The sequence below is a fragment of the Streptomyces sp. NPDC016851 genome, from assembly GCF_055562795.1.
This window is the reverse complement of sequence record NZ_JBVHEP010000029.1, coordinates 71,011-95,819: the sequence shown is the minus strand read 5'-3', so window position 1 is coordinate 95,819 and position 24,809 is coordinate 71,011. Positions and strand designations below refer to the sequence as shown.

Genomic DNA, 24,809 nt, shown 5'->3' with positions numbered 1-24,809 from the left:
GCCGGGTGGCCTTCGGTTCCGGTCGTGGTCATGTGGGCTCCCGGGGGTGGCAAAAGGGCGTGGACTACGTAGTCAACGACGGCAGGATGGATGAACGGGCCGGGTATGACTACGTAGTCACGCCAGTGTCGGGGCGCCCCACCGCCGCGTCAATGGTCCGGACGCAAGCGGTTTCCGGTGCCCGGTGCTCGAGGTGTGCGGCTTCCGCAACGGCTGTCGTGGGCGGCTGGACAGAACCCGGGGCCTCGCGGAGGATGTGGGCGATGCGGCCCGACCCCAAGCACTTTCTCACCCACGCGGTCCGTCGCGTCGCGCGCGCCGGCCATCCGGCGCAGGTACTGGAGGAGCTCTGCGGGGCGACGGTGCCGTCCGTCGCGGACGCCCTCGTCGTGTATCTCGATGCCACGCCGGGCAGCGCGGACCTGACGGCCTCCGACACCCAACTGCGCCTGAGCGGCACCGGCTTCCGCCGTTCCCCCATTCCCGCCCAGCCCTCCGGCCCGGCCTCGTCCCCGGAGGGCGGTCCGCCGTACGACACCGGCGCGCAGTGGCATCCCGGTTCCCAGGACGGGCTGGGCGGTGTGCTGGGCGGCGCGGCGCCGGTCACCGTCCCGATGACGCCGTCGGGCGTCCTGGCGAAGGTCCTGGACGCCGGCGAGGCGCTGGGCAGGGACTCCGGTGATCTGGACCCGGCCCTGCGCGAGCTGCTGGGGCCCGACTCCCGTGTGCCGCACGGGGACCGGGTTCTCCTCGTCCCCCTGGTCGGCCCCGACGGCACGGTGGGGGCCGCCCTGTTCCTGCGCCGCCCCGACCGGGACGTCTTCCGTGCGGGGGACCGGCAGGTGCTCGGCGAGCTGTCGGCGCACGCCGCGCTCGGCGTGAGCGGAGCACCGCCGGCCTCGCGCCCGGCGCCTCCCCCGCCGCCCCCGGCCTCGCGAGTCGCCGCCGAGCCGATGCGGCAGGACGCGGACCGGCTGCGGTTCGTGGGCGCCGCGACGCGGCGGATCAGCCGTGCCATGGATCTGGACGAGATCGTGGCGGGGCTGTGCCGGGCCGTCCTGCCCAGCTTCGCGGACGGGATCCTCGTCTGCCTGCGCGATCCGCTGCCGGTCGGCGACGAGCGGCCCACCGGCCCGCTGGTCCTGCGGCTGCACCGGTTCGACCGCGCCCCGGCGGAGGACACGGGCGGTGTCCCGTTCCCCGAGCCGGGAGTGCCCGCCCCCGACCTGTGCGAGGTCCGGCCGGGCAGCGATCTCGCCGAGGTGCTGCGGGGCGTGCGCCCGGTGTTCACCGACTCCCCCGCCGGTCGTGGTGCACTGGCCGAACTGACCGGCAACGGCGGTGGGTTCGGCCTTCCGGACGGACAGCGCGCGATCCTCGCCCCGCTGCGCGGCCGGCGCCGCGTCATCGGCACGGCCCTGTTCCTGCGCCACCCCGAGTCCAGGCCCTTCGAGCTCAACGACCTCCTCGTCGCCGCCCAGCTCGCCACCCACAGCGCCCTCGGCATCGACAAGGCCGTGCTCTACGGCCGCGAGGCCCACATAGCCGACGAACTCCAGCGCACGATGCTGCCCGAGACCCTGCCCAGCCCGCCCGGCATCCGTCTCGCCGCCCGTTACCTGCCCGCCGCCGAATCGGCCCGGGTCGGCGGCGACTGGTACGACGCCATCCCGCTGCCGGGCAGCCGGGTCGCCCTGGTCGTCGGTGACGTCATGGGCCACTCCATGACCTCGGCCGCCATCATGGGCCAGCTGCGCACCACCGCCCAGACGCTCGCCGGCCTCGGGCTGCCGCCGCAGGAGGTCCTGCACCACCTCGACGAACAGGCCCAGCGCCTCGGCGCCGAGCACATGGCGACCTGCCTCTACGCGGTGTACGACCCGGTATCGCACCGCATCACCATCGCCAACGCCGGTCACCCGCCGCCCGTCCTGCTCCACCCGGGCGGCCGTGCCGAGGTGCTGCGCATGCCGCCCGGTGCCCCGATCGGGGTCGGCGGCGTCGACTTCGAGGCGGTCGAGCTCGACGCCCCCGGGGGCGCGACGCTGCTGCTGTACACCGACGGTCTGGTCGAGTCCCGCCTGCGCGACGTGTGGACGGGCATCGAGCAGCTGCGCGAGAAGGCGGGGACCACCGGCCGGCGCGCCGGGCCCGGCCGGTCCCCCGCGCTGGAGACCCTGTGCGACGACGTCCTCGACATGGTCGGCCCCGGCGACCGGGACGACGACATCGCGCTGCTCGCCGCCCGCTTCGACGGCATCGTGCCCGGCGACGTGGCGTACTGGTCCCTGGAGCCGGAGGACGCAGCCCCCGGCCAGGCCCGCCGGCTGGCCCGCCGCACCCTGTCCCGCTGGAACCTCGAGGAGCTCGGCGACTCCGTCGAACTCCTCGTCAGCGAGCTCGTCACCAACGCCGTGCGCCACAGCTCCCGGCCCGTCACCCTCCGCCTGCTGCGCACCGACGTGCTGCGCTGCGAGATCGGCGACGACGCGCCCGAACTGCCACGCCTGAGGCGCGCCCGGCCCACGGACGAGAACGGCCGGGGACTGTACCTGGTCAGCCGGCTGGCCATGCGCTGGGGCGCGGCCCGGCTCAGCACCGGCAAGATCGTGTGGTTCGAGTTCGCCCGGCCCTGAACTATGGAGCGAGCATGTGGGACGGCCCCTTTTACCGAGTCAGGCGTGACGGATACGAGATCTGCTTCCTGCCCGATGCGGGAGAGGACCTCGACGAGGTCTGCGACGTGGACATGTGGGTCATCCGCGATGACGGCGATCGCTGGTCCGGAACCGTGGTCACTCTCGATGAGGTGCGCCGAATCATGGACCGCCAGCGGCAGGCAGGCGAACCGGAAGGCGACTACTGGTGGTGCTGGGACGGCCTCATCGTCCGCGACGCGGGTGTGCCGTCGATGGTCAAGGTCATCGACGGGCTCGTCGCCGCAGGCCGGCACGAGACAGTTCTTCGCCACGTGGGGCCCGAAGAGGACGTTTGATCTTACTGACCTCGAACGACGGTTCAGCTCGCCGTGCGGCGGATCCGGCCCGCGTACTTCTTCTCCAGCTCCAGGTTGCCCTCGAACCCGCCGGGCACATTGGCCGAGACGTAGACCGGGGGGCGCTCGCCGGCGGCGAGGAGGCGGCCGGCCGCCTCGGCGACCGTCATCTGGACCAGCATCACGCCGGTGAGCGTGGACAGGGCGCAGACCGAGCCGCCGCCGGGGAGTTCGAGCAGGGAGTCCCCGCGCGGGGCCGCGTTGTCGAGGACGACGTCGGCGATGTCGGCCAGCTTCCGGCCGCTGGGGTGGGCGGCGGGGACGGCCCGGGTGTGGGCGAGGGAGGTGAGGGCCAGGACGCGGTGGCCGCGTTCCCTGGCGTGCAGGGCCATCTCCACGATGACGTTGTTGACGCCGGAGTTGGAGATGACGACGAAGAGGTCCTGGGGGTTCGGCGCGGCCAGTTCGTAGAGCCGGGCGGCCACCCCGGCCCGGCGTTCGAGGAGCGGGTCGTCGAGGACGGCCGGGTCCTCGCCGCCGTAGAGGACGAGGTCGGCGATGCTCAGCCGATTGGTGGGGACCAGTCCGCCCGCGCGGCCGGCGAGTTCGAGGACGAGGGCCTGCGAGTGGCCGGTGCCGAAGGCCTGGACGACGCCCTCCGCGCGGACGCACTCGGCGACCAGGTCCGCGGCGGCGGCCACGTCGTCCCGGGCGGATTCGATGACGTGCTGGAGGACGGCGAGGCTCTCCCGCGCGAACCCCTGGGCGCTCACAGACTCGACGGACACGCGTCACACTCCCCACTGATGGATTGATTCACCCTACACTTCCCCACTGATGAATCAATAAATCACACGCCTCCTCGGTCATCAATCGGGTCATCAATCGGGTCGTCGATCGGGCATCGATCGGGTCCTGGTATTCAATCCGCGCCCGCGAGGGTGGCTGCTACCTTCTCCTCATGCCTCCCACGGACGTCACCACACTGATCCGCACCGAGCTTCCCCGGCTGGCGGGGTCCCTGCGGAAGGTCGGCGAGCTGATCCTGGAGGATCCGGCCGCCGTCACCCACTGCTCCGCCGCCGAGCTGGGCCGCCGCACCGGCACCTCCCAGGCGACGGTCACCCGTTTCTGCCGGGCCATCGGGCTGGACTCCTACCAGCACCTGCTGATCGAACTGGCCCAGGAGCGCGGCCGGGGCGAGGCGTCCGACTGGGGAACCGCCGAGATCGGCCCGGACATCTCCCCGGACGACAGCCTCGAACGGGTCGTCCAGGTCGTCGGCACGGCCGACCTGCGCGCCATCCAGCAGACCATCGACCGCATCGACCTCGACGCGCTGGAGCGCGCGGCCCAGGCCCTGGCCCGCGCCCGGCGCATCGACGTGTACGGCGTCGGCGGCAGCGGGGCGGTGACCCAGGAGACGGAGACCCGGCTGTTCCGCATCGGCTGCGCGGTCCGCGGCTGGACCGAGGTGCACGCGGCCGCCACCTCCGCGGCCCTGCTCACCCCCGCGGACGTGGCCATCGGCATCTCCCACTCCGGGGCGACCCGCGAGACCCTCGAACCGTTCGAGATGGCCAAGGAGCGGGGCGCCACCACGATCGCCCTGACCACCGACCCTCGCTCGCCCCTGTCCAGGGCCGCCGACATCCGGCTCATCCCGTCCTCCTCGGAGACCAGTTTCCGGGCCGAGAGCATCAGCAGCCGGCACTCCGTCCTGATGCTGGTCGACTGCCTGTACGTCCGGGTCGCCCAGCTCACCTACCAGCGCGCGAGCGCCTCGCTGGCGCTGACCGACCACATCACGCCCCAGCACGCGGTGAAGTCCCGGCGGGCCAGGTGACCCGGCCGGGCGTGCATGGATGAACCACCAAGTTGACGTGAAGGTGGTTGTTTGAATCACTCCTGCCGTGCAGGATGGGGCTCCCCAGAGCACTCGTAGGAGCCCCATGCGCGTCACCTCTGTCGAGTCGACCGAGCTCTTCACCGGGACCACCGAGCAGCCGCGCCAGGTGGTGGCCGTCGAACTGAGCCACACTCCGGGCCGGACCGTGCGGCTCACCGTCGAGGGCCCGGGCCTCACCGGCACCGCGGAGGCCACCGCCGGCGAGGACGGCACCGTACGCGCCGAGGTCCCCGTCACCGGCGAGGACCTGGTGCCCGGCGACCGCCGAGAGATGACCGTCACCGCGAGCGACGGTGAGGAAGTCACCTCCCGCACGGGCGAGTTCACCGCGGCCGAGCCCGGCTGGACCATGTTCATGGTCAGCCACTTCCACTACGACCCCGTCTGGTGGAACACCCAGGGCGCCTACACGGAGACCTGGGACGTCGCCGACGACCCGGCGGCCAGTGGGCTGCCGGCCCGCACCTTCGACTCGCGCGGCCAGTCCGGCATGAGCCTGGTCCGGGCCCACTGCGATCTGGCCCGCCGCGACCCGGCGTACACCTTCGTGCTCGCCGAGGTCGACTACCTCAAGCCCTACTGGGACGCCTTCCCGGAGGAACGCGCCTTCCTGCGGCAGCTGATCCGCACCGGGCGCGTCGAGATCATGGGCGGCACCTACAACGAGCCCAACACCAACCTCACCGGCGCCGAGGCGACGATCCGCAACGCCCTGTACGGCGACGGCTTCCAGCGCGGCATCATCGGGGCGTCCCCCGAAACCGCCTGGCAGCTGGACGCCTTCGGGCACGACCCGCAGTTCCCGGGGCTGATGGCGGACGCCGGGGTGAGCTCCAGTTCGTGGGCGCGCGGGCCGTTCCACCAGTGGGGGCCGACACTGTCGGTGTTCGGCGAGGAGCCGAGGGACCCGGGCCGGATGCAGTTCCCGGCGGAGTTCGACTGGATCGCCCCCTCGGGACGCGGACTGCTGACCGCGTACATGGTCAACCACTACGGCGCCGGCTGGGCCATCGACAACGCACCCACCCTGCCCGAGGCGGAGACCGCCGCGTACACGCTCTTCCAGCGGCTCAAGCAGGTCGCCCTCACCCGCAACGTGCTGCTCCCGGTGGGCGGGGACTACGCGCCGCCGTGCCGCTGGGTCATGGACATCCACCGCGACTGGAACGCCCGGTACGTCTGGCCCCGCTTCATCAGCGCGATCCCCCGGGACTTCTTCGCCGCCGTCCGCGCGGAACTGGAGACGGAGGGCCGCAAGGCATCGCCCCAGACCCGCGACATGAACCCGGTCTACACCGGCAAGGACGTCTCCTACATCGACACCAAGCAGGCCCAGCGGTACGGCGAGACCCTCCTCGCCGACGCCGAGGCCTGGGCGACGCTCGCCTCCCTCGTCACCGGCCGCCCCTATCCGGACGCGGCCCTGGACAAGGCCTGGCGGCAACTCGTCTACGGCGCCCACCACGACGCCATCACCGGCTCGGAGTCGGACCAGGTCTACATCGACCTGATGACCGGCTGGCGGGAGCTGCACGACCTCGCCCGCGGCGTGCACGCCGACGCGACCCAGGCCCTGGCCGACCAGGTCACCCCGGGCGACGGCCCCGACCTGGTCGTGTTCAACTCCGCGACCTGGGAGCGCCGTGACGTCCTGACCGTCGACGACCCGGGGCTCGTACCCCAAGGGCTCCCCGCGGTCCGTGAGGACGGCCGGCTCCATGTCGTCGTCCCGGAGGTACCCGGCATGGGCCTCGCGGCGCTCCCGCTCACCGAGGGCTCCGTCCCCGGCTGGACGCCCGGCGAGGGCCTCACCATCCGCAACGAGTTCTACGAGGTGACGGTCGACCCGGCGCGCGGCGGCGGCGTCAGCGGGCTGCGCGCCCTGGCCGAGGGCGGCCGTGAGCTGCTGCGCGCCGGTGACATCGGCAACGAGGTCGTCGTCCAGGAGGAGTACCCGAGGCATCCGCGTTTCGGCGAGGGCCCCTGGCACCTCACCCCGACCGGCACGACCGCGGCCCGCAGCCGGGACGTCACCGCCGAGGTGAGCACCGAGCACTCCCCCGCCGGCTCCCGTCTCACCGTCACCGCCGACCTCGGCCTCTTCCGCTACACCCAGCGCTTGACGCTGTGGCAGGGCGTCGACCGGCTCGACGTCACCACGACCGTCGACGGGTACGACGGTGCCGACCGGCTGATCCGCGTGCGCTGGCCCTCGGACGTACGCGGCGGACTGCCGGTGCACGAGGTGGCGGACGCGGTGATCGGGCGCGGGTTCGGCTTCGTCGAGGTGGACAGCGAACAGTTCCCGTGGACGCTGGACAACCCGGCCAACACCTGGTTCGGCCTCGGCTCCACCGCCCGCGTCGCCGTCCACGACGACTCCGGTGTCCTCCTCGGACACCGCTCGATCGGCGTCGCCGAACTCGTCTACCCCGACTGGGACATCGCGGGCGACCTCGGCGCCCCGCTCGCGGCGGCCCTGGTCCGCGCCGGGGTCACGGCGACCTCGACGATCGCGGGCGGCCCGCGCTACGGCGACCTGGAGGTCGACTCCAACCTCCCGGACGTCCGGATCGCCGTCGGCGGCCCCGACCGCAACGCCGTGGTCGCCGAGGCGCTCGGCTGGGACCCGGCGGCCGGCCGGGAGCTGAAGCGCCAACTGGCCGAACGGGGCGTGGCCGCCGTCTGGGTCGCCCCACGCGCCTGTCTGCGCGAGGAGTGGATCCCCGGGGCGGATCTGCGCGACCTGGAACGCCTGCCGCTGCTGGTGGTGGCGGGCGCCCGGCCGGAGGACGACGCCAAGGCGGTCGACGCGATCGTCGCCGACCTGGACGACTTCACGGTGACGGCCACGGCGGCCGGCGGCGGCGAGGCACTGCCACCCGGCGACGCCTGGGACGGCCGCGGCTTCGCGATCCTCAACCGCGGCACCCCCGGCTGCGTGATCACGTCCTCCGGGGACCTCTACATGTCCCTGATGCGCTCCTGCACCGGCTGGCCGTCCGGGATCTGGGTGGACCCACCGCGCCGCACGGCCCCCGACGGCTCGGGGTTCCAGCTCCAACGCTGGTCGCACACCTTCGAGTACGCCGTCGTCGCGGGCACCGGAGACTGGCGCGAACTGCGGCTGCCGCAGGCGGGGCACGCGTACAACCGCCCGCTGACGGCACGGCTGCGGCAGTCCGCCGGCGGCTCCTTGCCCCGCGACTCGGCCATGCTGAAGCTGGAACCCGCCGGCCAGGTGCTGCTCGACGCGCTCAAGCCGCTCGGCTCCCCGCTGGCCCGGGGCAGCCAGGCCCCCGCGGATCCCGGGCGGGGCCTCGTCGTCCGCGTGCACGAGGTCGACGGCCGGCCGGTACGGGCACGCGTCGCCGGGCCGGTGGCATGGGCGGCGGGCGCCCGCGCCGACGTCCTGGAGAGGCCCGGGGCGCCCCTCGTCCCGGAGGAGACCGGCGGCCTCGAAGCCGACCTGACCGGCTTCGAGGTCGCCACCCTCCTCGCCACGCCGGCCCATGCGCCGGAAAGCGCGGTCGGCCCCGGCATCGACGCCCACGAGCCCGCCCAGCCGGTCGCCACCCGCTACTGGCTGCACAACTCCGGCCCGGCCCCACGCGGCAACATGCCGGTCGCCGTGTACCTCTCCCCCACCGCCCTCACCGCGGACGGCCCCGTCACCGCGACCGTCCGGGTCTCCTCGGAGCTCACCGACGCGCCGGTGTCGGGCACGGTGGCCTTCGAGGCGCCGCCCGGCTGGAGCACCGAGCCCGCCGAACTGCCGTACGCGCTCGGCCCCGGCGGCTTCACCCTCACGGACATCACGGTGACACCCCCACCGGACCCCGCCCCCGGCCGGCACTGGCTCGCCGCCCGGCTGTCGTACGGCGGCCAGACGTACGAGGACGTGGTGGCCCTGGACGTCGCGGGCGGGCACAGGGGCCCGACTCTGATGACGGAACTGGGAGTTGACCGGGTGACCGTACGCCGGGGTGAACGGACCCGGGTCCCCGTGACCCTGCGGAATCCCACCCGCGGCCCCGTCCACGGCACCCTGTGGGCCGTCTCCTCCTGGGGCACCTGGCCCGGAGTCACGCCAGGCTGCCAGGGCTTCACGGTGCCCGGCGGGGAACAGGTCGAGTCCGTGATCGAGGTGAACGGCGACGCGATCCCACCGGGTTCGTACTGGCTGATGGCAAAGACGGCCTGGCACGGCTGCGTGGCCTACACAAGGGCCATCGAACTGCAGGTGACGCCATGACGGAGGAGTACGCAGCACGCGTCGGGGGCCAGGCGATCCCGAAGCAGCACGTGGAAACCTTCCTGAGCGCTGGTGTTTTTAGGGGCGCGGGGAACTGCGCGACCAGCCACGACGCCGCCGCACAAGCACGACGACACCGCCAACAACGGCGCTGGGCAACCCAGGTCATCGTCACCGACGAACTCGCCCGCCACGCCTGCGCGGAACGCGGCCTCCCCCCACCGGACGACGTCCAGCCGATGCACCTGCTCACCATCCCGGAAACCGAAGTCGCCGACCTGGGCAGCATCATCGCCGCAGCCCTCGCCCACTCCCCCGCCGCCCGAGCCCTGCTCGCCGCCCTGGAACGCGAACAGCACATCCCCGAAACGGCCGTACGGGACTACTACGACCGCAACCAGGACCGCTTCCTCACTCCCGAGGCGCTACGCCGCGGCGTCGACCCCTACAGCACCCCGGACCCCTCGGACATCCACCCCTACGCGCACGTCCAGGACGGCATCGCACAGCAGTTGCGGCACGCCGCAGCCCGACGCGCGTTCTTCGACTGGCTCGACCGGGCAAGGGCGGACGTCGTGTACGCCGAAGGCCACGAACACCCCGGCGACCCCTCCCACCCGGACCACGAACACCGCCACTGATCGCCGTACGCAACCGAACAGCAACACGGCAAACCATTGACCTCCGATGAATTCTGGTCCACCTTTTCATCAATCGAAGTCCAACTTGGTGATTTGATCCAGCATGACTGGTCCCAGGAGGGCAGCAATGCGCGCAAGAAGACTCACCGGATCCCTGACCTGTCTGGCCGTCCTCACGCTGACGGCCGCCGGCTGCGGCCTGGCCGGCGGCGGTTCGGACGGCGGCGACGCCACGGCCGGCGGCTGCAAGGTCGACAAGGGCAACGTCGGATCCGGCAAGCTCTCCGGGGACGTCAAGGGAAAGATCACTTTCCAGACCACCAACCTGAAGAAGGATTTCGGGACGTACTTCAACGGCGTCATCGACGCCTTCGAGCAGGCCCACCCCGGCACCACGGTCAACTGGATCGACGATCCGGGCGACGCCACCTTCACCCAGCGCCTGGTCGCCGACGCGCAGGGCTGCACGCTGCCGGACGTGGTGAACATCAACGTCAACACGGCGGTAGCGCTGACGAAGAACGGCTACCTGCTGAACCTGGACGACAAGGCCCCGGACGCGGGCAAGCCGTTCGCGCCCGCACTGTGGAAGTCGAGCATGTACGCCGACGCGGACGGCAAGAAGGTGCACAGCGTGCTGCCCTGGTACTCCGGCGGCATCGTGCAGACCTTCAACACCGATCTGATGGAGAAGGCGGGCCTGGACCCGGCGAAACCTCCGACGACCGTCCTCGGCCTGTTCGACGACGCGGAGAAGATAGCCAAGGCCTCCGACGGCGAGTACTACGCGTTCCTCGCCAACCCGCAGCTGCGCATCCCCGCCGACTGGCAGCAGATGGGCATCAAGATCCTCTCCCCGGACGGCAAGAAGTTCACCTTCGCCGACGACCCGAAGACGGCCCGGTGGGTCGAGGCCATGACGAGCCTCTACAAGGCCGGCGGCATGCCGAGGGACTCCCTGTCCTCCACGCAGGACCCGGCCAACGTCTACGGCCAGGGCAAGCTGGTCTACGGCCCCACCAACCCCAACTTCCTGCGGTTCATCCAGCAGAACAACCCGAGCGTCTACAAGAAGACCGGCGTGGCCCCCTTCATGCTGGACGCCCTCGGCCACACGGTCGGAGCCCCGCAGTACATCGGCGTGGCGTCCACCAGCAAGAACGCCTCGACGGCGCTGGCCTTCGGGCGGTTCCTGACGAACGCCGAGAACCAGCTCGCCTGGGCCAAGGACCCGAACGTCGTCATCTTCCCCTCCACCACGGCCTCCCTGAACGACCCGTTCTTCCAGTCGGTCAAGGGCGACGCCCCCTTCGCCGAGGCCCGCAAGATCGTCGCCAGTGACCGCAAGACCGCCACGGCCGACGAGATCGCGCTGACGCCCGGCGAGCTGAACGCCATCTCGGCCCAGATCCAGCTGGCCATGCAGGGCAAGAAGAGCGCCGAGGACGCTCTGAAGGAGGCGCAGTCCAAGGCGAACCGGCTGATCGAGCAGGGCAGTTGAGGATGACCCAACCGACCGTCCACGAGGCGCCCGTCCCCGCTCCCCCGGGTGCGGGCGCCGGGCGCCCCGGCGCTTCCCCCTCGCCCGGCACGCCGGGGCCCCTGCGCCGCGCCCTCCGCTTCGTCCTGCCCGGCCCGAGCGCCGACGCGGGGGGCGCGGCGCTCTACCGCCGCTGGTGGCTGCCGTGGCTGTGGATGACCCCGGCGATCATCGGCGCGACCGTGTTCGGGGTCTTCCCGTTCCTCAACACGGTCGTCGTCTCCTTCACCGACGCCAAGCCGCTCGGCGGCGCGTACGACGTCGTCGGCCTGGACAACTACCGCCGGATGCTGGGCGATCCGGACTTCTGGGTGGCCACCCGCAACAGCCTGCTGTACGCGCTGTTCGTCGTCCCGCTGATGGTGCTGCTGCCGCTGCTGCTCGCGATCCTCGTCGAGAAGAACCTGCCGGGCATCGGCTTCTTCCGCTCGGCGTTCTACACGCCCGTCCTCGCCTCCAGCGTGGTCGTCGGCCTGAGCTGGCAGTGGCTGCTGAGCGACCAGGGACTGGTCAACACCTGGCTGCAGAAGGCGCACATCATCCGCGAGGCCATCCCGTTCCTGTCCGACTCGTGGCTGATCCTGCTGTCGGCGATGGGCCTGACCCTGTGGAAGGGCCTCGGCTGGTACATGATCTTCTACCTGGCGGCCCTCGGAAACGTACCCAGGGAACTGCACGAGGCGGCGGCCGTGGACGGGGCGGGCGCCGCGCGCCGCTTCTGGCACATCACCGTGCCCGGGGTCCGCCAGTCGATGATGCTGGTCGGCACCCTGACCGGCATCGGCTCCCTGCGGGTCTTCACCGAGATCTACATGCTCGGCGGTGCCACCGGCGGCCCCGGCGGCGCCGACCGCACGCTGCCCTTCTACATCCGCGACGTCGGCCTCGACCCGCTCACCGGCAACGCCGGCTACGGCGCGGCCGTCAGCGTCGCCCTGTTCGCACTCACCCTCGGCCTCACGCTGCTCGCCCAGCGCCTGACGAAGGAGGACGAGGCATGACAACGACCGCCGTCGGCAAGCGCCGCCGCCTGATGCCCCGCTGGCGGGACTACGGCCGCCCGCGCGAACTGGTTCTCCGCTACCTGCTTTTGCTGTTCGTCCTCTTCATCACCGTCGGCCCGCTGCTGTGGCAGCTGCTGTCGTCCCTCAAGGGCGCGGGCGAGGACGTCTTCGGCGCGGGCGCCTCCCTGATCCCCCGTCACCCGTCGCTGCGGGCGTACCGGGAGGTCTTCGACCAGGTGCCGGTGTGGACGTACATCAGGAACAGCGCGGTCGTCGCCCTGCTGTCCATCACCAGCCAGCTCGTCTTCTCCACCATGGCCGGCTACATGCTGTCCAAGCCCGGCTGGAAGGGCCGCAAGCTGGTCTGGATCGTGCTGCTGGCCTCCATGATGTTCCCCTTCGAGTCGATCATGGTGTCGCTGTTCCTCAGCATCCGGGACATGGGCCTGGTCGACCACCTGGCCGGTGTCTGGCTGCCCGGGTTCGTCGCCGCGATCAACGTCCTCATCATGCGGGCCGCGTTCCTCGCCGTGCCGCGCGAGATCGAGGACGCGGCGATGCTGGACGGGGCGGGCGAGTGGAAACGCTTCCGGTACCTGTACCTGCCGTCCGCCTACGGCGCGATCCTCGTCGTCACCATCAACACCTTCATCAGCGCCTGGGACGACTTCCTGTGGCCGCTGATCGTGCTGCGCACCGAGGACCACTTCACGCTGACGCTGGGCCTGGCCCGGCTCCAGACCTCGTCCTTCGGCTACGACCAACGGATGGTGATGGCGGGCTCGGTGATCTCCGTGATCCCCGTGCTGCTGCTGTTCGTCATCACCCAGCGCTGGTTCTACAAGGGCGTTTCGTCGGGTGCCGTGAAGCTCTGAGTCGGTACGGCGGTCAGAGCGGCCCGCGCGGACGCGGCGACGCGGAACTCGACCACCGTGCCGGGCGGAACGGCGGCGGCGACATCGGCGCCGAGCGGGAACGCGACCGTGCGGGTCTCGCCCGGCGCCAGGTCGACGGCCTGGAAACCGCTCAGCTCCAGCGCGCGCGGCCAGACGCGGGTCCGCAGCCGGCGCAGATAGAGCTGGGCGACGGAACGGCCGTGCCTCCGGCCGGTGTTGGTGATGTCGGCCTCGACGCCGTGCCCGGACAGCCGCGGCGGGCCGTACGCGAAGGTCGTGTAGGACAGTCCGTGCCCGAAGGAGTGCAGCGGCTCGGCGCTGTCGTCCACGTAGCCGCCGTATTCGGTGTCCTTGTGGTTGTAGTAGACGGGGAGCTGGGCTGCGGAGCGCGGCACGGAGACCGGCAGGCGGCCGGCCGGCTCGGCGAGTCCGAGCAGCACCTCCGCGATCGCCTCACCGCCCCACGGGCCGGGGTACCAGGCGGTGAGCAGCGCGGCCGCCGTGTCCGGTACGACGTGCGGGCGGCCCTGGATCAGCACGACCACGGTCGGCGTCCCCGTCGCGACGACGGCGTCCAGGAGCGCGTACTGCGCCTCGCCCAGCCGCAGTCCGGCCAGATCGACGCCCTCGCCGCAGGTCATCTCGGACACGGCGGTGCGCGCGGCCCCGTTGGCGTCGAACTCGGTCCCGGCTGAGCGCGCGCTGCTGCCGCCCAGCACCAGCACGGCGACATCGCACGCGGCGGCCTGGGCGATCGCCTCCGGGATGCCCGACAGGTCGCCGCCGGTGAGGGCGCACCCCCGGGCGTGGCGTACGTCGATGCCTGCCGGGGCGAGCCCCCGCAGCCCGTCGAGGACACTGGTGCCGGTGCCGGGCCGTTGGGGGGCGGTGTAGTCGCCCAGTTGGTGGGCGACGGTGCCGGCGTGCGGGCCCAGGACGGCGATACGGGAGACGGCCGCCGGCGACAGGGGCAGCACGCCGTGGTCGTTGCGGAGGAGGGTCACGGCGGCGCGGGCGACGGCGGTGCTCAGGTCGCGCCCGACGGCCGGGGGCGGCAACGGGCAGGCGCGGTAGGGCTGTTCGAACAGCCCCAGGCGGAATTTCAGCCGCAGGACGCGCGCCACGGCTTCGTCGAGAGCGGCCTCGCTCACCAGGCCCCGCTCGACCGCCGCCTCCAGATGCGTGAACCCCTCGTCCCACAGGCTCAGATCCACCCCGGCGTCGAGCGCGAGGGCTCCGGCGGAGACCTTGTCCCCGGTGATCCGGGCCAGCCGGTCGACAGCGAGCCCGTCCGCCATGACGAGTCCCTGGAAACCCCAGCGCTCCCGGAGCAGTTCGCGGAGCAGGGCGCGGTTGCCGGAGCAGGGCAGGCCGTCGACCTCGTTGTAGGCGGCCATGACGGCGGCGGCTCCGGCCCGGACCCCGACGCGGGCGGCGGGGAGATGGATCTCGTGCAGCTCCCGGAGCCCGAGCTCGGACTCGGCGGAGTTGCGGCCCCCGACGGTGGCTCCTTGTCCGGCGAAGTGCTTGAGGACGACGGGGGCCTTGTCGGCGGGGAAGTACGCGGCGGGCGCGCCCTGCATGCCGCGCACCAGTGCCTCCGTCAGCCGTCCGGCGAGATACGGATCCTCACCGAAGCACTCCTCGGTGCGCCCCCAGCGTGGATCACGGGCGATGTCGAGCGCCGAGACCAGGGCGACATGCCCGCCGCGGGCGCGCAGTTCGGCGGCGGCGTGCGCGGCGGCCCGTTCGTACAGTCCGGGGTCCCAGGTGGCGCCGACGGCCAGGTTGACGGGCAGGACCGTGCCGTCGAGGGCCATGTGCCCGTGCGGCACCTCCTCGACGAACAGGGCCGGGATGCCGAGCCGGCTGCGCTCGACGACGTGGCGCTGGACGAGGCGGGCCAGTTCGGCGCCGTCCGGCGCGCCGGATCCGGTGGTGTGGTCGACCCCGGACCAGGCGTCGGCGCGCAGCAGCCCGTACAGCGCGCCGAGTCCGGCGAAGCGCTCGGTCTCGGCGTACAGGGCGTCGGTGAGTTCGAAGCCGCCGTCGGGGGTGCGGCGGTAGGCGTCCCAGCCGTACATCCGCTGGTTGAGCTGGCCTGCCTTCTCGCGCAGGGTCATACGGGAGAGCAGGTCACGGACGCGGGCGTCGACGGGGGCGGCGGGGTCGCGGTACAGGGGCGTGCCCTGCCGGGTGGCGGTCACGTACGGCCGCCGTGGGCGAGGCGGGCCAGGGCGACGGCGCCCCGGCAGCCGTCGGGCACCCAGTCGAGGGACAGGCCGAGGGCACGGAGGCGGACCTCGAGGCGGTCGGTGAGGGGCCCGTCTGGCCCGAGCAGCCCACCGGTGGCGACCACCCGCTCTCCGGGGCTCGGCTCCAGCGCCCGCACACTCTCGGTGAGTTGATCCGCCGCCTCGTCGAGAATCGCCAGGGCGACCGGATCCCCGACGTCCCGCGCCGCCGCGACGACCAGCGGCGCGAGCCGTGCCAGACGGATGGGGGGCTCGGCCATGACGGCGGGGAGCAGGTGCCTGCGGTAGGCCTCGCGGTGGGGGCGGGACCAGGGGTTGTGGTCGTGAGGCGGAAGGGGCCGCCGCCCCACGACCGAAGCCCCGGCCACACCGGGCAGGGCCCCGGCAACACCGACCTGCCCCGGGCCCGCCCGCCTTCCCCCCGCGCCGCCGACCGCACCACCCTGAGCCCGGCCCGCAGACCCCTCACCCACAACCCCAGCCCCTCCGGACCGCCCCGGATCCGCCGGCCCTCCCCCCGCGCCGCCAGCCGCACCACCCTGAGCCCGGCCCGCAGACCCCTCACCCACAACCCCACCCCCTCCGGACCACCCCGGATCCGCCGACCGCCCACCCGCGGCGCTCGGCCCGGGCCCCGGCGGCGCTGCCTCGTTCCGCCCGTCGCCCGGCGCGCCCTCCACAGGTCCGGTCGCGCCGATCGCGTCCCCAGCCCCTCCGGACCGCCCCGGGCCCGCCGGCCGCCCGCCCATGTCTCCGACCGGCGCGGACTGCCCCGCCCCCGCCGACCGCCCACGCATGTCCCCAGCCCCTTCAGACTGCCCGGGACCCGCCGACCGCCCACCCGCAGGCGTCGGCCCCGTCACCGGCGGCACCTCCTCATGCCGTTCGTCACCTGGGACACCCTGGGCGGTGCCCGGGACCACCTCCGGGGACAGTCTCCGCACCGCGCCACCGGCCGTGCCACCGCCGGGCAGGACGTCGCCCGGCAGCCCGAGTTCCCGCCCCACCGCCTCCGCCAGTACGGTCGGCGCGCCCCTGCCGTCGGCCATGCGCAACGCCGCCCGTACCGCCGCGCGGCCGATCCAGAAGCCGCTGCCGTCGTCGCCGAGGAGCCAGCCGTCGCCGTCCACCGTGGTGGTGGCACGGCGGTCGGTGACACGCATGGCGACCGCGCCCGTGCCGGCCACCAGGGCGAGACCGTCGGAGGGGGCGCCCGGAGCGGAGGCGAAGGCCGCCTCGATGTCGCTGCCGATGACCGGCGGGCCGGCGTCGATGCCCAGCCGGTGCAGGGCGGCGGTGAGAGCGGCCAAGGCGTTGCGCCGCCCCGGCTCGTCGGCGGCGGCGCCGGTCGCGCCCGCGAAACCGCCGGCCACGGCCACGACCCGGTCCCTGACCGGCTCCGGCACGGCCCGCCCGACGGCCTCGACGAGGTGCTCGGTGAGCTGCGGCAACGGCACGGTCAGCGCGTTGCCCGGCCCGGCGGCGCCCTCGCCCACCGGACGCCCGTCGTCCGCCGTCGCCAGGACCGCCCGGGTCCGCGTGCCGCCCGCGTCGATACCGATCACCAGGGCCGAGACGCCTTGACGCTCCTGGTTCAATTCATTACCCATTGGCGTCTATGGTGATTGATGCATTCACCCAGGGCAAGCACCAGGCCGGCCCCGACCCGAGGAGGATCCCATCCCCACGCTCCGCTTCGGCGTCAACTACACGCCCCGCCGCGGCTGGTTCCACTCCTGGCACGACTTCGACCCGAAGCACGCCCGCGAGGACCTGGACCAGATCGCCGCGCTCGGCCTCGACCACGTCCGGGTCTTCCACCTCTGGCCGCTCCTCCAGCCCAACCGCACACTCATCCGCACCGCCGCCGTCGACCAGCTGGCGCACCTGGTCGACCTGGCCGCCGAGGCCGGTCTCGACGTCCTCGTGGACGGCGTGCAGGGCCATCTGTCCAGCTTCGACTTCTACCCGGAGTGGACCCGCAGCTGGCACCACCGCAACGTCTTCACCGACCCGGAGGCCGTCGCCGCCCAGGCCGAACTCATGCGGACCCTCGGCCGCGCCCTCGCCGGCCGCCCCAACCTCATCGGTCTCCAGCTCGGCAACGAGCTCAACAACCTGGTCGAGCACAACCCGGTGACCCCGGACGAGGTGGACCGCTACCTCGACACCCTGCTCGCCGCCACCCGCGCGCACCTGCCCCCGGGCCGGCTCGCGACCCACTCCGCCTACGACGCGGCCTGGTACGGCGACGACCACCCCTTCACCCCTGAGGCCTCGGCCCGCAAGGGCGACGTCACCACGGTCCACCCCTGGGTGTTCTCCGGCGACTGCGCCCGCCGCTACGGCCCCCGATCCCCGCAGGTGCTGCACCTCGCCGAGTACGGCACGGAACTCGCCAAGGCCTACGCCGAGGACCCGGCCCGCCCGGTCTGGGTCCAGGAGACGGGCGCCCCCGAACCGCACATCCCGGCGGCCGACGCGCCCGAGTTCGCCCGGGCGACCGTACGGAACGCGGCCGGGTGCGAAGGCCTGTGGGGCGTGACGTGGTGGTGCTCCCACGACGTGGACCGCGCCCTGGCCGACTACCCGGAACTGGAGTACACGCTGGGCCTGTTCGACGCGCGGGGCAGCGCCAAGCCGATCGCGACCGCCCTCGCCGAGACGGTCGCGGAGGCCCGCGCGGGGCACCACCCGGCCCGCCCCCGCGACACGGCCCTGGTCCTGGACTGCACGCCGTCCACGCGTTCCGTGTCCGGCCCGGGAGGCGCCTACTTCGACGCGTGGATGGCCCTGCGCGCCGAGGGTGTCCGCCCGGCGGTGGTCCTGGCGGCCCGGGCGGACGACGCCGCGTACCTGGCGGCACGCGGCATCAAGGAGGTCGTACGAGTGCCGTAGGCCGGAGGGGCTCAACCGCCCGCCAGCACCTCCGCGACCGCCCGCAGATTCACCCGCCCCCGCCCGTAGGAGCACAGCGCTCCCCCCTCCGGCAGCCCGGTGTCGACCCGTACGGCATCGGGCCGCCGGGCCAGCAGGGCGGCCCGCAGGCGTTCCTGCCAGGGGTGCAGCCCGGCGTCGCAGGTGGCGACGACCAGCGGCGCGTCACCGGACGCGCCGAGGATGCCCGCCACCACGGCGGCCGGATCCGCCGGCTCCCCGGTGACCGCCGTCCCCGTGGCCGTGGGGTCGACGGCGCGCACCTCCGTCAGCAGGTCCTCCCCGCCCCAGTTGAGCGCGGGGTGCGGTGGCGGGTACAGGTCGACGACGTGGGCCCCCCGCACGCCCGTCGGCACCGGGCCGCCGCGGACGGCCCGGCGGGCGGCCTCCAGCCCGGCCCCGGCGTCCCAGCCCCCGACCGCCCCGTCCGTCGCCGCGTACCGTGCGGCGAGCCGCCGCACCCGCCCGGCGGACTCCCACAGCCGCTCCTCGGCCAGCGCACCGGAGCGCAGCGCGCCGCGCACCGCGTCCCGGCAGGCCAGGGTGACCTCCAGGTCCGGCACGGCGACGATGACCTGGTCGGCACCCGCCGCGAGGGCGATCCGCGCCCCGGCGGCCTCGCCGTAGCGGTCGGCTATGGCCTTCATCTCCAGCGCGTCACTGACCAGGACTCCGTCGAAGTCGAGCTCGTGGCGGAGCAGATCGCCCAGGATGCGGCGGCTCAGGGTGGCGGGCCGCTCGGGGTCCAGCGCCGGGAAGACGACATGCGCGCTCATCAGCATCGGCACGCCGGCGTCGACGGCCGCGCGGAACGGTTCGAGGTCGGCGCGCAGTTCGTCGTACGACCGCGGGTCGACGGCGATGCCGTGATGGCTGTCGGTCTCGGTGCCGCCGTGGCCGGGGAAGTGCTTGGCACAGGAGGCGACGCCCCGCCGCTCGGTGGCGGTGATCCAGGCCCGCAGATGCCGGGCGGCGAGCGCGGGCTCGGCACCGAAGGAGCGGGTGCGCACGATCGGGTTGCGCGGATGGTGCTGGAGGTCGGCCACGGGGGCGTAGGAGGCGGTGATGCCGAGCGTGGCCAGATGCCCGGCGAGCGCGTCGGCGCAGCGGGCGGTGAGCGCCGGGTCGTCGGCGACGCCGAGAGCGTAGGAGCCGGGTACGTCCGGCGCGCCGGCTGCGACCAGGTGGCCGATGCCGCCGCCCTCGTTGTCGATGCCCACGATGAGGTCGGGCCGCAGGGCGCGCAGGGCGTCGGTGAGCCGGCGCACCTGCTGGGCGTCGCGCACGTTCCGGGTGAAGAGGATGACCCCGCCGAGGCCCTGGTCGATGAGCCGCTTGAGGGTGTCGGGCACGGTCGTGGTGCCGGCGAAACCGGCGACGAGGCAGCGGTGGACGGCCTCGTCCAGGCCGGGAGGCAGGGGCGCGGAGTGGGTCACCCCGGGAATCCTGTGGCTGGCTCAGCCAAAAGTCAACCGCCCGATGGCTCGCCCATTCAAGGCCTCTTCAAGACCTCCCTTCAAGACCTTTTGCGAGCAGACCAGCCGAAACGTTCCTGAAGTTCGTCCGTCACCCACTCGCACCCCACTCACAGCGGTTAGCCTCGTAAGTCACCGAAGGTGAACGGGGGTTGCCCATGGTGAACACTGATCGCACGCCGCCGGACTGCCCTGGGGGACACGACGGCATGCCGGAGACCGGCGCCGCGGTCCACCTCCAGGATCAGCTCGAAATCCTCATCCAGGACTTCCGCACGAGCGCCGAGCCACCGATGCCGGTGTTCGTCGTGCACGCGCAGGACGGCACGGACGACGACGCCGTGGCCGGGCTGGTCCGGCAGCTGTACACGGGCCAGGACGCGCACGGCACGCGCTGCGCGGTGGCGCAGGACGTCTACGAGGGCACGACGGAGGTGCGCCGGGCCGCGGCCATGGTGCGGGCGCTGAGCGACCCGAAGAAGTGGGGCGGCCCGAAGGCGGTCTACCGGCGCTACGCGTTCCCGCGGCTGCGGCTGGTGCACGCCATCGACGACGCGGTCGCGGCACTCGGCGACACCTGGCCGGCGCCCGCCCCGGGCAGCCCCGAGGCCGGGCAGGACCAGCGGCAGCGGCTGCTCGACCAGCTGGCCCGGCAGCGCTGGCGCCCGAAGGGCACCGCGCGGTGGCGCTCGGGCCTGCCGCTGTTCGACATGGCGCACATCCTGCCCGCGAGTCTCGTGACCGTGCTCGCCGCGCTCCTCGCCCGCAGCGACTGGTTCGTGGCGGTGGCGGCCGGACTCGCCTTCCTGCTGCTGCTGACCGTCCTCAACTACGTCCTGCCGGGGCGGGCGCCGATCTTCCTGTGGCTGCGCCGGGAGAGCCGCTGGTTCATGACGACGACCTTCCTCAGGGCGGCGGACCAGGACGATCCGACCGAGGTGTCGCTGCTGCGGCCGGTGCGCTCCTGGAAGGCGATCGCGGCCCGGGCGTACGACGTGGCCGAGGCGCTCACGGCGGGCGGCGACTTCCACCTCCAGCTGTGCGTGCTGGCGCTGCGGGAGGACCTGCGGGACAACCACCGCCGCTGGAGCTGGGACCTGCGCGGCTTCAAGCGGCCGCGCCCGCCCATGCTGTTCCTGCCGCACGCGGACGACCGCAACGGCGGCATCGAACTCATCCGGGCGATCAGCGACGTCCGCAGCCGGCGCAGCGAGCTCGACCCGCTGCTGGTGGTCGCCGCGGTCCGCTCCCACGACGTGCCGCGCCTGGAGCGCGGCGTGGTCCGGACGGCGCCCGACCCCGAACCCGCACCGCCCCGGTTCGGCGAGCGGCTGCGCACCTGGTACCGGGAGTGGGCACGCGACCTGCGCGCCGAGCAGTCGCCCAGCCGGGAGCGGTCCGTCCTGCCCTGGGTGATGAAGATCCCGCTGCCGCACGACCAGCTCGGTCCCGTCGAGGAACGCCGCCGCCATCTGCGGGCCGCCACCCGGCCGACACTCGCCCGGCTGGTGTGGGCCCTGCACACCCTGGTCCTGGTGACCGCCCTGCTGGCCGCCGCCACCGTCATGCGCGCCGACTCCCTCCAGGACCGGTACTGCTCGGCATCCGTACTGACCGCCAACCGGGACACCCGGCTCGAACGGACACCCGGCGGCGACACGGAGTGCATAGGCATAGCGACGGGCGGCGTCCGCTTCGCCGACTGGCTGCCCGCCCCCAAGCCCTCCGACGAGCTCAGGACACTGACCGCCGACGACGAAACGCCCTGGTCGGTGGACGAACTGGAGGACCGCATAGCCGGGCAGAACGCGGACGTCCTCGCACGCCACTCCGGCAAGTACGTCACCGTCGTCTACGCCGGGCCGCTGAGCGCCGACCCGGCCGGCTCGTCGTTCGTGAAGGGCACCGAGGAGCTGGCGGGTGTCTACCTGGCGCAGGCAGTGATCAACAAGAACTCCAGTGTGAAGCTGCGCGTCCTGGTCGCCAACGGCGGCGTGGACCTGGGCCACCAGGAGGAGATGGCCGAGGCCATCGCCGCGTACGCCGCAGACGACCCGACCGTGGTGGGGGTCATCGGCACCGGCCGCGACCTGGAGTCGAGCAGGGCGACGACGCGCACCCTGCTGGAGGCCGGCCTGCCGGTCGTCTCCGGCACGAACTCCGCCACGTATCTGCCCCGCGAGTTCGCCAACTGGTTCAGCCTGGCCGCCACCGACGAGTGGCAGATCGAGCAACTCGGCCTGATCGCGGCCCAGTTGCGCAGACCGGACCGACGGCAGTACGGCCTCGTCCTCGCCCGCGACACGGCGAAGACCGACGACCTGTACACCGACGAACAGGCCCGCTACGGCCAGGAGATGCTGCGCCGGCAGGGCTTCGCCCGGCTCGAGCCGCGCCGCTACGTCCTCAGCGGCGGCAAGCCCGAACTCCGCTCGCACGCCCAGGAGATCTGCCGGGGCGGCCGGGTCCCGTCCGTGATCTACTTCGCGGGCCGGGTGGAGGACATCGATCCCCTGATGACGCAGCTGGGCACCGAGCCGGGCTGCGCCGGGAAGCCCCTGTCCATCCTCACGGGTGACGACCTGTCCAAGGCCGACTTCACCGCCGGCGGGCAGTCCGTCGCGCCGAAGGTCACGCTGTACCACGCGGCCCTGGCCGAGCTGAAGTCGGCCGCCACCCAGACGACCTTCTACCTCTCGGCCGCCGCGTACCTGCCCGGTCTGGACCGGCCCGTGCGCTACGACAGCCCCGCCCTGGCCAGCGGCCAGACCGCCCTGGCCCACGACGCGACCCGCGCCCTGTACTGGGCGGCCACCCGCGACGACCGGCCGCAGAGCCGCGCCTCGACCTGGGTGAACCTGCGCAACGTCAAGATCGAGGGCATGGCCACCGGCACCATCGACTTCACCCGGGCCCCGCTGTACGGCGACCGCACCGGCCACAGCATCGTCCTCAAGCGGGTCCGCCGCGCGGACGACGGCACCGCCGAGACCCGGGTGCTGTGCAGCCGCACCGCGGGGGACACGACACCCCTCACGGTGAAGGAGTGCCGGATCCGGTGACCGCGGCCCGCCTCAGCTTTCGACGGGCGTCAGCCGCAGCGCGATGCTGTTGATGCAGTACCGCTGGTCGGTGGGTGTCGGATAGCCCTCACCCTCGAAGACGTGCCCGAGGTGGGAGCCGCAGCGGGCGCAGCGCACCTCCGTGCGGACCATGCCGTGGGAACGGTCCTGGATCAGTTCCACCGCGTCGGTGTCCTTCGGGTCGAAGAAGGACGGCCAGCCGCAGTGGGACTCGAACTTGGTGTCGGAGGTGAACAGCTCCGCCCCGCAGGCGCGGCAGGAGTAGACGCCCCGGGTCTTGGTGTCGGTGTACTCACCGGTGAAGGCGGGCTCCGTGGCCGCCTGGCGCAGGACCGCGTACTCGCCCGGGGTCAGCTCCGCGCGCCACTGCTCGTCCGGCTTCTCGACGTCGTACGGCATGAGCCTCCAGCCCCTCAGTTCGACAGACGGTCCAGGATGTGCGGGCCGAGGTCGGTGACGTCGCCCGCTCCCATGGTGAGAACGAGATCCCCCGGCCTCGCCATTCCCGCGACCACGGCGGGCACGTCCGCCTTGTCGTGCACCGGCGTCACGTCCGCGCCCGCCGCCCGGGCCGCCTCGATGATCAGCTCGCTGGTCACGCCGGGGATCGGGTCCTCACGGGCCGGGTAGATGTCCAGCACGACCGAGGCGTCCGCCAGGGCCAGGGACTGGCCCATCTCCTTGCCCAGCTCCTGGGTCCGCGAGAAGAGGTGCGGCTGGAAGACGACCAGGATCCGGGCGTCGCCCGCCGCCCCGCGCATGGCCTCCAGGTCGGCGGTCATCTCGGTGGGGTGGTGCGCGTAGGAGTCGATGACCTGCACTCCCGCGGCCTCGCCCTTGAGCTGGAGCCGCCGCTTCACGCCCGTGTACGCCGCCAGCGCCGGGGCCAGCTCCTCGGCGGGGACGCCGAGCGCCACGCCCGCCGCGAGCGCGGCCACCGCGTTGTGCGCGTAGTGGCGGCCGGGCACGGAGACCGCGAAGGTCAGCTCCTTGCCCTCCAGCACCACGGTGACCTCGCTCTTCAGGCCCTGCGGCACGACCGACAGGATGCGCACGCCGGCGTCCTCGGACTCGCCGTACGTCACCACCCGCACGCCGCGCCCGGCGACCCGGCGCGTCAGCTCCCGCGCGCCCTCGTGATCGGCCGCGATCACCAGCGTGCCGCCCTCGGTGACACGGTCCACGAACGTCTCGAACGACTGGTAGATCTCGTCCATCGACGCGTAGTTGGCGTGGTGGTCGAGCTCGACGTTGAGGACGATGGCGACCTCGGGCGCGTACTTGTGGAAGCTGCGGTCGGACTCGTCCGCCTCGGCGACGAAGATCTCGCCCTCGCCGTGCAGCGCGTTGGAGCCGGGCGCGTCCAGGTCCCCGCCGATCGCGTACGACGGCTTCAGGCCCAGCTCGCTCAGCGACACGGCCAGCATGGAGGTCGTGGTCGTCTTGCCGTGCGTGCCGGCGACCGCGATCGGGCGCAGGCCCTCCATCAGGGCGGCGAGCGCGTCGGAGCGGTGCACGACGGGGATGCCGAGTTCGGCGGCGCGGGCCAGCTCGGGGTTGTCCTGCCGGATCGCCGAGGACACGACCACACAGCTGGCGTCGTCGGCCAGGTGCTCGGCGGCGTGCCCGATGCGCACCGTCACCCCCAGCGCCCGCAGCGCCTCGGCCGTCGCCGACTCCCGGGCGTCACTGCCCGCCACGACGGCCCCGCGCTGCGCGAGGATCTTCGCGATCCCCGACATTCCGGCCCCGCCGATGCCGATGAAGTGCGGTCGGTCCATGGCGGTGGGAAGGCCGGGTGCCATGCGGATCTCCAAGA

General features: G+C 72.9%; 16 protein-coding genes. 10 read left to right on the top strand and 6 right to left on the bottom strand.

From position 1 onward, the window contains the following. Positions 1–263: 263 nt before the first annotated feature. Positions 264–2,636, top strand: a complete 2,373-nt coding sequence (locus tag ACZ3I3_RS34995) for an ATP-binding SpoIIE family protein phosphatase (protein ID WP_467371686.1) — start codon at positions 264–266, stop codon at positions 2,634–2,636. Between the two features lie 14 nt (positions 2,637–2,650). Beyond that, positions 2,651–2,995, top strand: coding sequence for a hypothetical protein (locus ACZ3I3_RS34990; RefSeq protein ID WP_467371684.1), 345 nt, complete (start codon positions 2,651–2,653; stop codon positions 2,993–2,995). A gap of 23 nt (positions 2,996–3,018) precedes the next feature. On the opposite strand, the gene ACZ3I3_RS34985 is transcribed toward ACZ3I3_RS34990, so the two are convergent. Continuing rightward, positions 3,019–3,783, bottom strand: coding sequence for a sugar isomerase domain-containing protein (locus ACZ3I3_RS34985; protein WP_467371682.1), 765 nt, complete (start codon positions 3,781–3,783; stop codon positions 3,019–3,021). A 173-nt stretch (positions 3,784–3,956) separates the two neighbouring features. Here ACZ3I3_RS34985 and ACZ3I3_RS34980 point away from each other — a divergent pair, with 173 nt between their 5' ends. The 6 genes from ACZ3I3_RS34980 (at position 3,957) to ACZ3I3_RS34955 (ending at position 13,219) form a co-directional block, all read left to right on the top strand. Next, the gene (locus ACZ3I3_RS34980) at positions 3,957–4,841 is read left to right on the top strand and encodes a MurR/RpiR family transcriptional regulator (protein ID WP_467371680.1); all 885 of its coding nucleotides are present in this window, start codon (positions 3,957–3,959) and stop codon (positions 4,839–4,841) included. Positions 4,842–4,947: 106 nt separating this feature from the next. Beyond that, positions 4,948–9,159 (top strand): glycoside hydrolase family 38 N-terminal domain-containing protein, encoded by a 4,212-nt coding sequence (locus ACZ3I3_RS34975; RefSeq protein WP_467371678.1) that lies wholly within the window; start codon positions 4,948–4,950, stop codon positions 9,157–9,159. Then, positions 9,156–9,800, top strand: coding sequence for a peptidyl-prolyl cis-trans isomerase (locus tag ACZ3I3_RS34970; protein ID WP_467371676.1), 645 nt, complete (start codon positions 9,156–9,158; stop codon positions 9,798–9,800). Before ACZ3I3_RS34975 ends, ACZ3I3_RS34970 begins: the two co-directional genes overlap by 4 nt. Positions 9,801–9,927: 127 nt before the next feature. Then, entirely contained in the window at positions 9,928–11,301 is a 1,374-nt protein-coding gene (locus ACZ3I3_RS34965; protein WP_467371674.1) for an extracellular solute-binding protein, read from the top strand. A gap of 2 nt (positions 11,302–11,303) precedes the next feature. Continuing rightward, the gene (locus ACZ3I3_RS34960; protein ID WP_467371672.1) at positions 11,304–12,341 is read left to right on the top strand and encodes a carbohydrate ABC transporter permease; all 1,038 of its coding nucleotides are present in this window, start codon (positions 11,304–11,306) and stop codon (positions 12,339–12,341) included. Continuing rightward, positions 12,338–13,219: a carbohydrate ABC transporter permease gene (locus ACZ3I3_RS34955; RefSeq protein WP_467371670.1), complete on the top strand. Its 882-nt coding sequence runs from the start codon at positions 12,338–12,340 to the stop codon at positions 13,217–13,219. Before ACZ3I3_RS34960 ends, ACZ3I3_RS34955 begins: the two co-directional genes overlap by 4 nt. Here the strand turns inward: ACZ3I3_RS34955 and ACZ3I3_RS34950 are convergent. Together ACZ3I3_RS34950 and ACZ3I3_RS34945 are read right to left on the bottom strand one after the other, a co-directional pair. After that, entirely contained in the window at positions 13,183–15,363 is a 2,181-nt protein-coding gene (locus tag ACZ3I3_RS34950; RefSeq protein ID WP_467371748.1) for a glycoside hydrolase family 3 N-terminal domain-containing protein, read from the bottom strand. The genes ACZ3I3_RS34955 and ACZ3I3_RS34950 overlap by 37 nt on opposite strands. An 80-nt stretch (positions 15,364–15,443) precedes the next feature. Next, positions 15,444–17,105, bottom strand: coding sequence for a BadF/BadG/BcrA/BcrD ATPase family protein (locus ACZ3I3_RS34945; protein WP_467371668.1), 1,662 nt, complete (start codon positions 17,103–17,105; stop codon positions 15,444–15,446). 22 nt (positions 17,106–17,127) lie between these two features. On the opposite strand from ACZ3I3_RS34945, the gene ACZ3I3_RS34940 reads away from it, so the two are divergent. Further along, positions 17,128–18,393 carry a glycoside hydrolase 5 family protein gene (locus ACZ3I3_RS34940; RefSeq protein ID WP_467371746.1) on the top strand — a complete coding sequence of 422 codons (1,266 nt, stop codon included), beginning with the start codon at positions 17,128–17,130 and terminating at the stop codon, positions 18,391–18,393. Positions 18,394–18,404: 11 nt separating this feature from the next. Here the strand turns inward: ACZ3I3_RS34940 and ACZ3I3_RS34935 are convergent, their stop codons facing one another. After that, entirely contained in the window at positions 18,405–19,868 is a 1,464-nt protein-coding gene (locus ACZ3I3_RS34935; protein WP_467371666.1) for a glycoside hydrolase family 3 N-terminal domain-containing protein, read from the bottom strand. Positions 19,869–20,116: 248 nt separating this feature from the next. Here ACZ3I3_RS34935 and ACZ3I3_RS34930 point away from each other — a divergent pair, with 248 nt between their 5' ends. Further along, the gene (locus ACZ3I3_RS34930) at positions 20,117–22,969 is read left to right on the top strand and encodes a type 1 periplasmic-binding domain-containing protein (RefSeq protein ID WP_467371664.1); all 2,853 of its coding nucleotides are present in this window, start codon (positions 20,117–20,119) and stop codon (positions 22,967–22,969) included. A gap of 12 nt (positions 22,970–22,981) precedes the next feature. Here the strand turns inward: ACZ3I3_RS34930 and msrB are convergent, their stop codons facing one another. Next, positions 22,982–23,389, bottom strand: coding sequence for a peptide-methionine (R)-S-oxide reductase MsrB (gene msrB, locus ACZ3I3_RS34925; protein WP_467371662.1), 408 nt, complete (start codon positions 23,387–23,389; stop codon positions 22,982–22,984). 14 nt (positions 23,390–23,403) lie between these two features. Beyond that, entirely contained in the window at positions 23,404–24,795 is a 1,392-nt protein-coding gene (murC, locus tag ACZ3I3_RS34920) for a UDP-N-acetylmuramate--L-alanine ligase (RefSeq protein ID WP_467371660.1), read from the bottom strand. Positions 24,796–24,809 lie beyond the last annotated feature (14 nt).

What these genes read in the sequence shown, in the direction of transcription:
- ACZ3I3_RS34995 (WP_467371686.1), top strand. Translation starts at nt 264, where the DNA reads ATGCGGCCCGACCCCAAGCACTTTCTCACCCACGCGGTCCGTCGCGTC.
- ACZ3I3_RS34960 (WP_467371672.1), top strand. Translation starts at nt 11,304, where the DNA reads ATGACCCAACCGACCGTCCACGAGGCGCCCGTCCCCGCTCCCCCGGGT.
- murC (WP_467371660.1), bottom strand. Translation starts at nt 24,795, where the DNA reads ATGGCACCCGGCCTTCCCACCGCCATGGACCGACCGCACTTCATCGGC.
- ACZ3I3_RS34950 (WP_467371748.1), bottom strand. Translation starts at nt 15,363, where the DNA reads ATGACCCTGCGCGAGAAGGCAGGCCAGCTCAACCAGCGGATGTACGGC.
- ACZ3I3_RS34975 (WP_467371678.1), top strand. Translation starts at nt 4,948, where the DNA reads ATGCGCGTCACCTCTGTCGAGTCGACCGAGCTCTTCACCGGGACCACC.
- ACZ3I3_RS34945 (WP_467371668.1), bottom strand. Translation starts at nt 17,105, where the DNA reads ATGGGTAATGAATTGAACCAGGAGCGTCAAGGCGTCTCGGCCCTGGTG.
- ACZ3I3_RS34965 (WP_467371674.1), top strand. Translation starts at nt 9,928, where the DNA reads ATGCGCGCAAGAAGACTCACCGGATCCCTGACCTGTCTGGCCGTCCTC.
- ACZ3I3_RS34955 (WP_467371670.1), top strand. Translation starts at nt 12,338, where the DNA reads ATGACAACGACCGCCGTCGGCAAGCGCCGCCGCCTGATGCCCCGCTGG.
- msrB (WP_467371662.1), bottom strand. Translation starts at nt 23,389, where the DNA reads ATGCCGTACGACGTCGAGAAGCCGGACGAGCAGTGGCGCGCGGAGCTG.
- ACZ3I3_RS34970 (WP_467371676.1), top strand. Translation starts at nt 9,156, where the DNA reads ATGACGGAGGAGTACGCAGCACGCGTCGGGGGCCAGGCGATCCCGAAG.
- ACZ3I3_RS34980 (WP_467371680.1), top strand. Translation starts at nt 3,957, where the DNA reads ATGCCTCCCACGGACGTCACCACACTGATCCGCACCGAGCTTCCCCGG.
- ACZ3I3_RS34990 (WP_467371684.1), top strand. Translation starts at nt 2,651, where the DNA reads ATGTGGGACGGCCCCTTTTACCGAGTCAGGCGTGACGGATACGAGATC.
- ACZ3I3_RS34930 (WP_467371664.1), top strand. Translation starts at nt 20,117, where the DNA reads ATGCCGGAGACCGGCGCCGCGGTCCACCTCCAGGATCAGCTCGAAATC.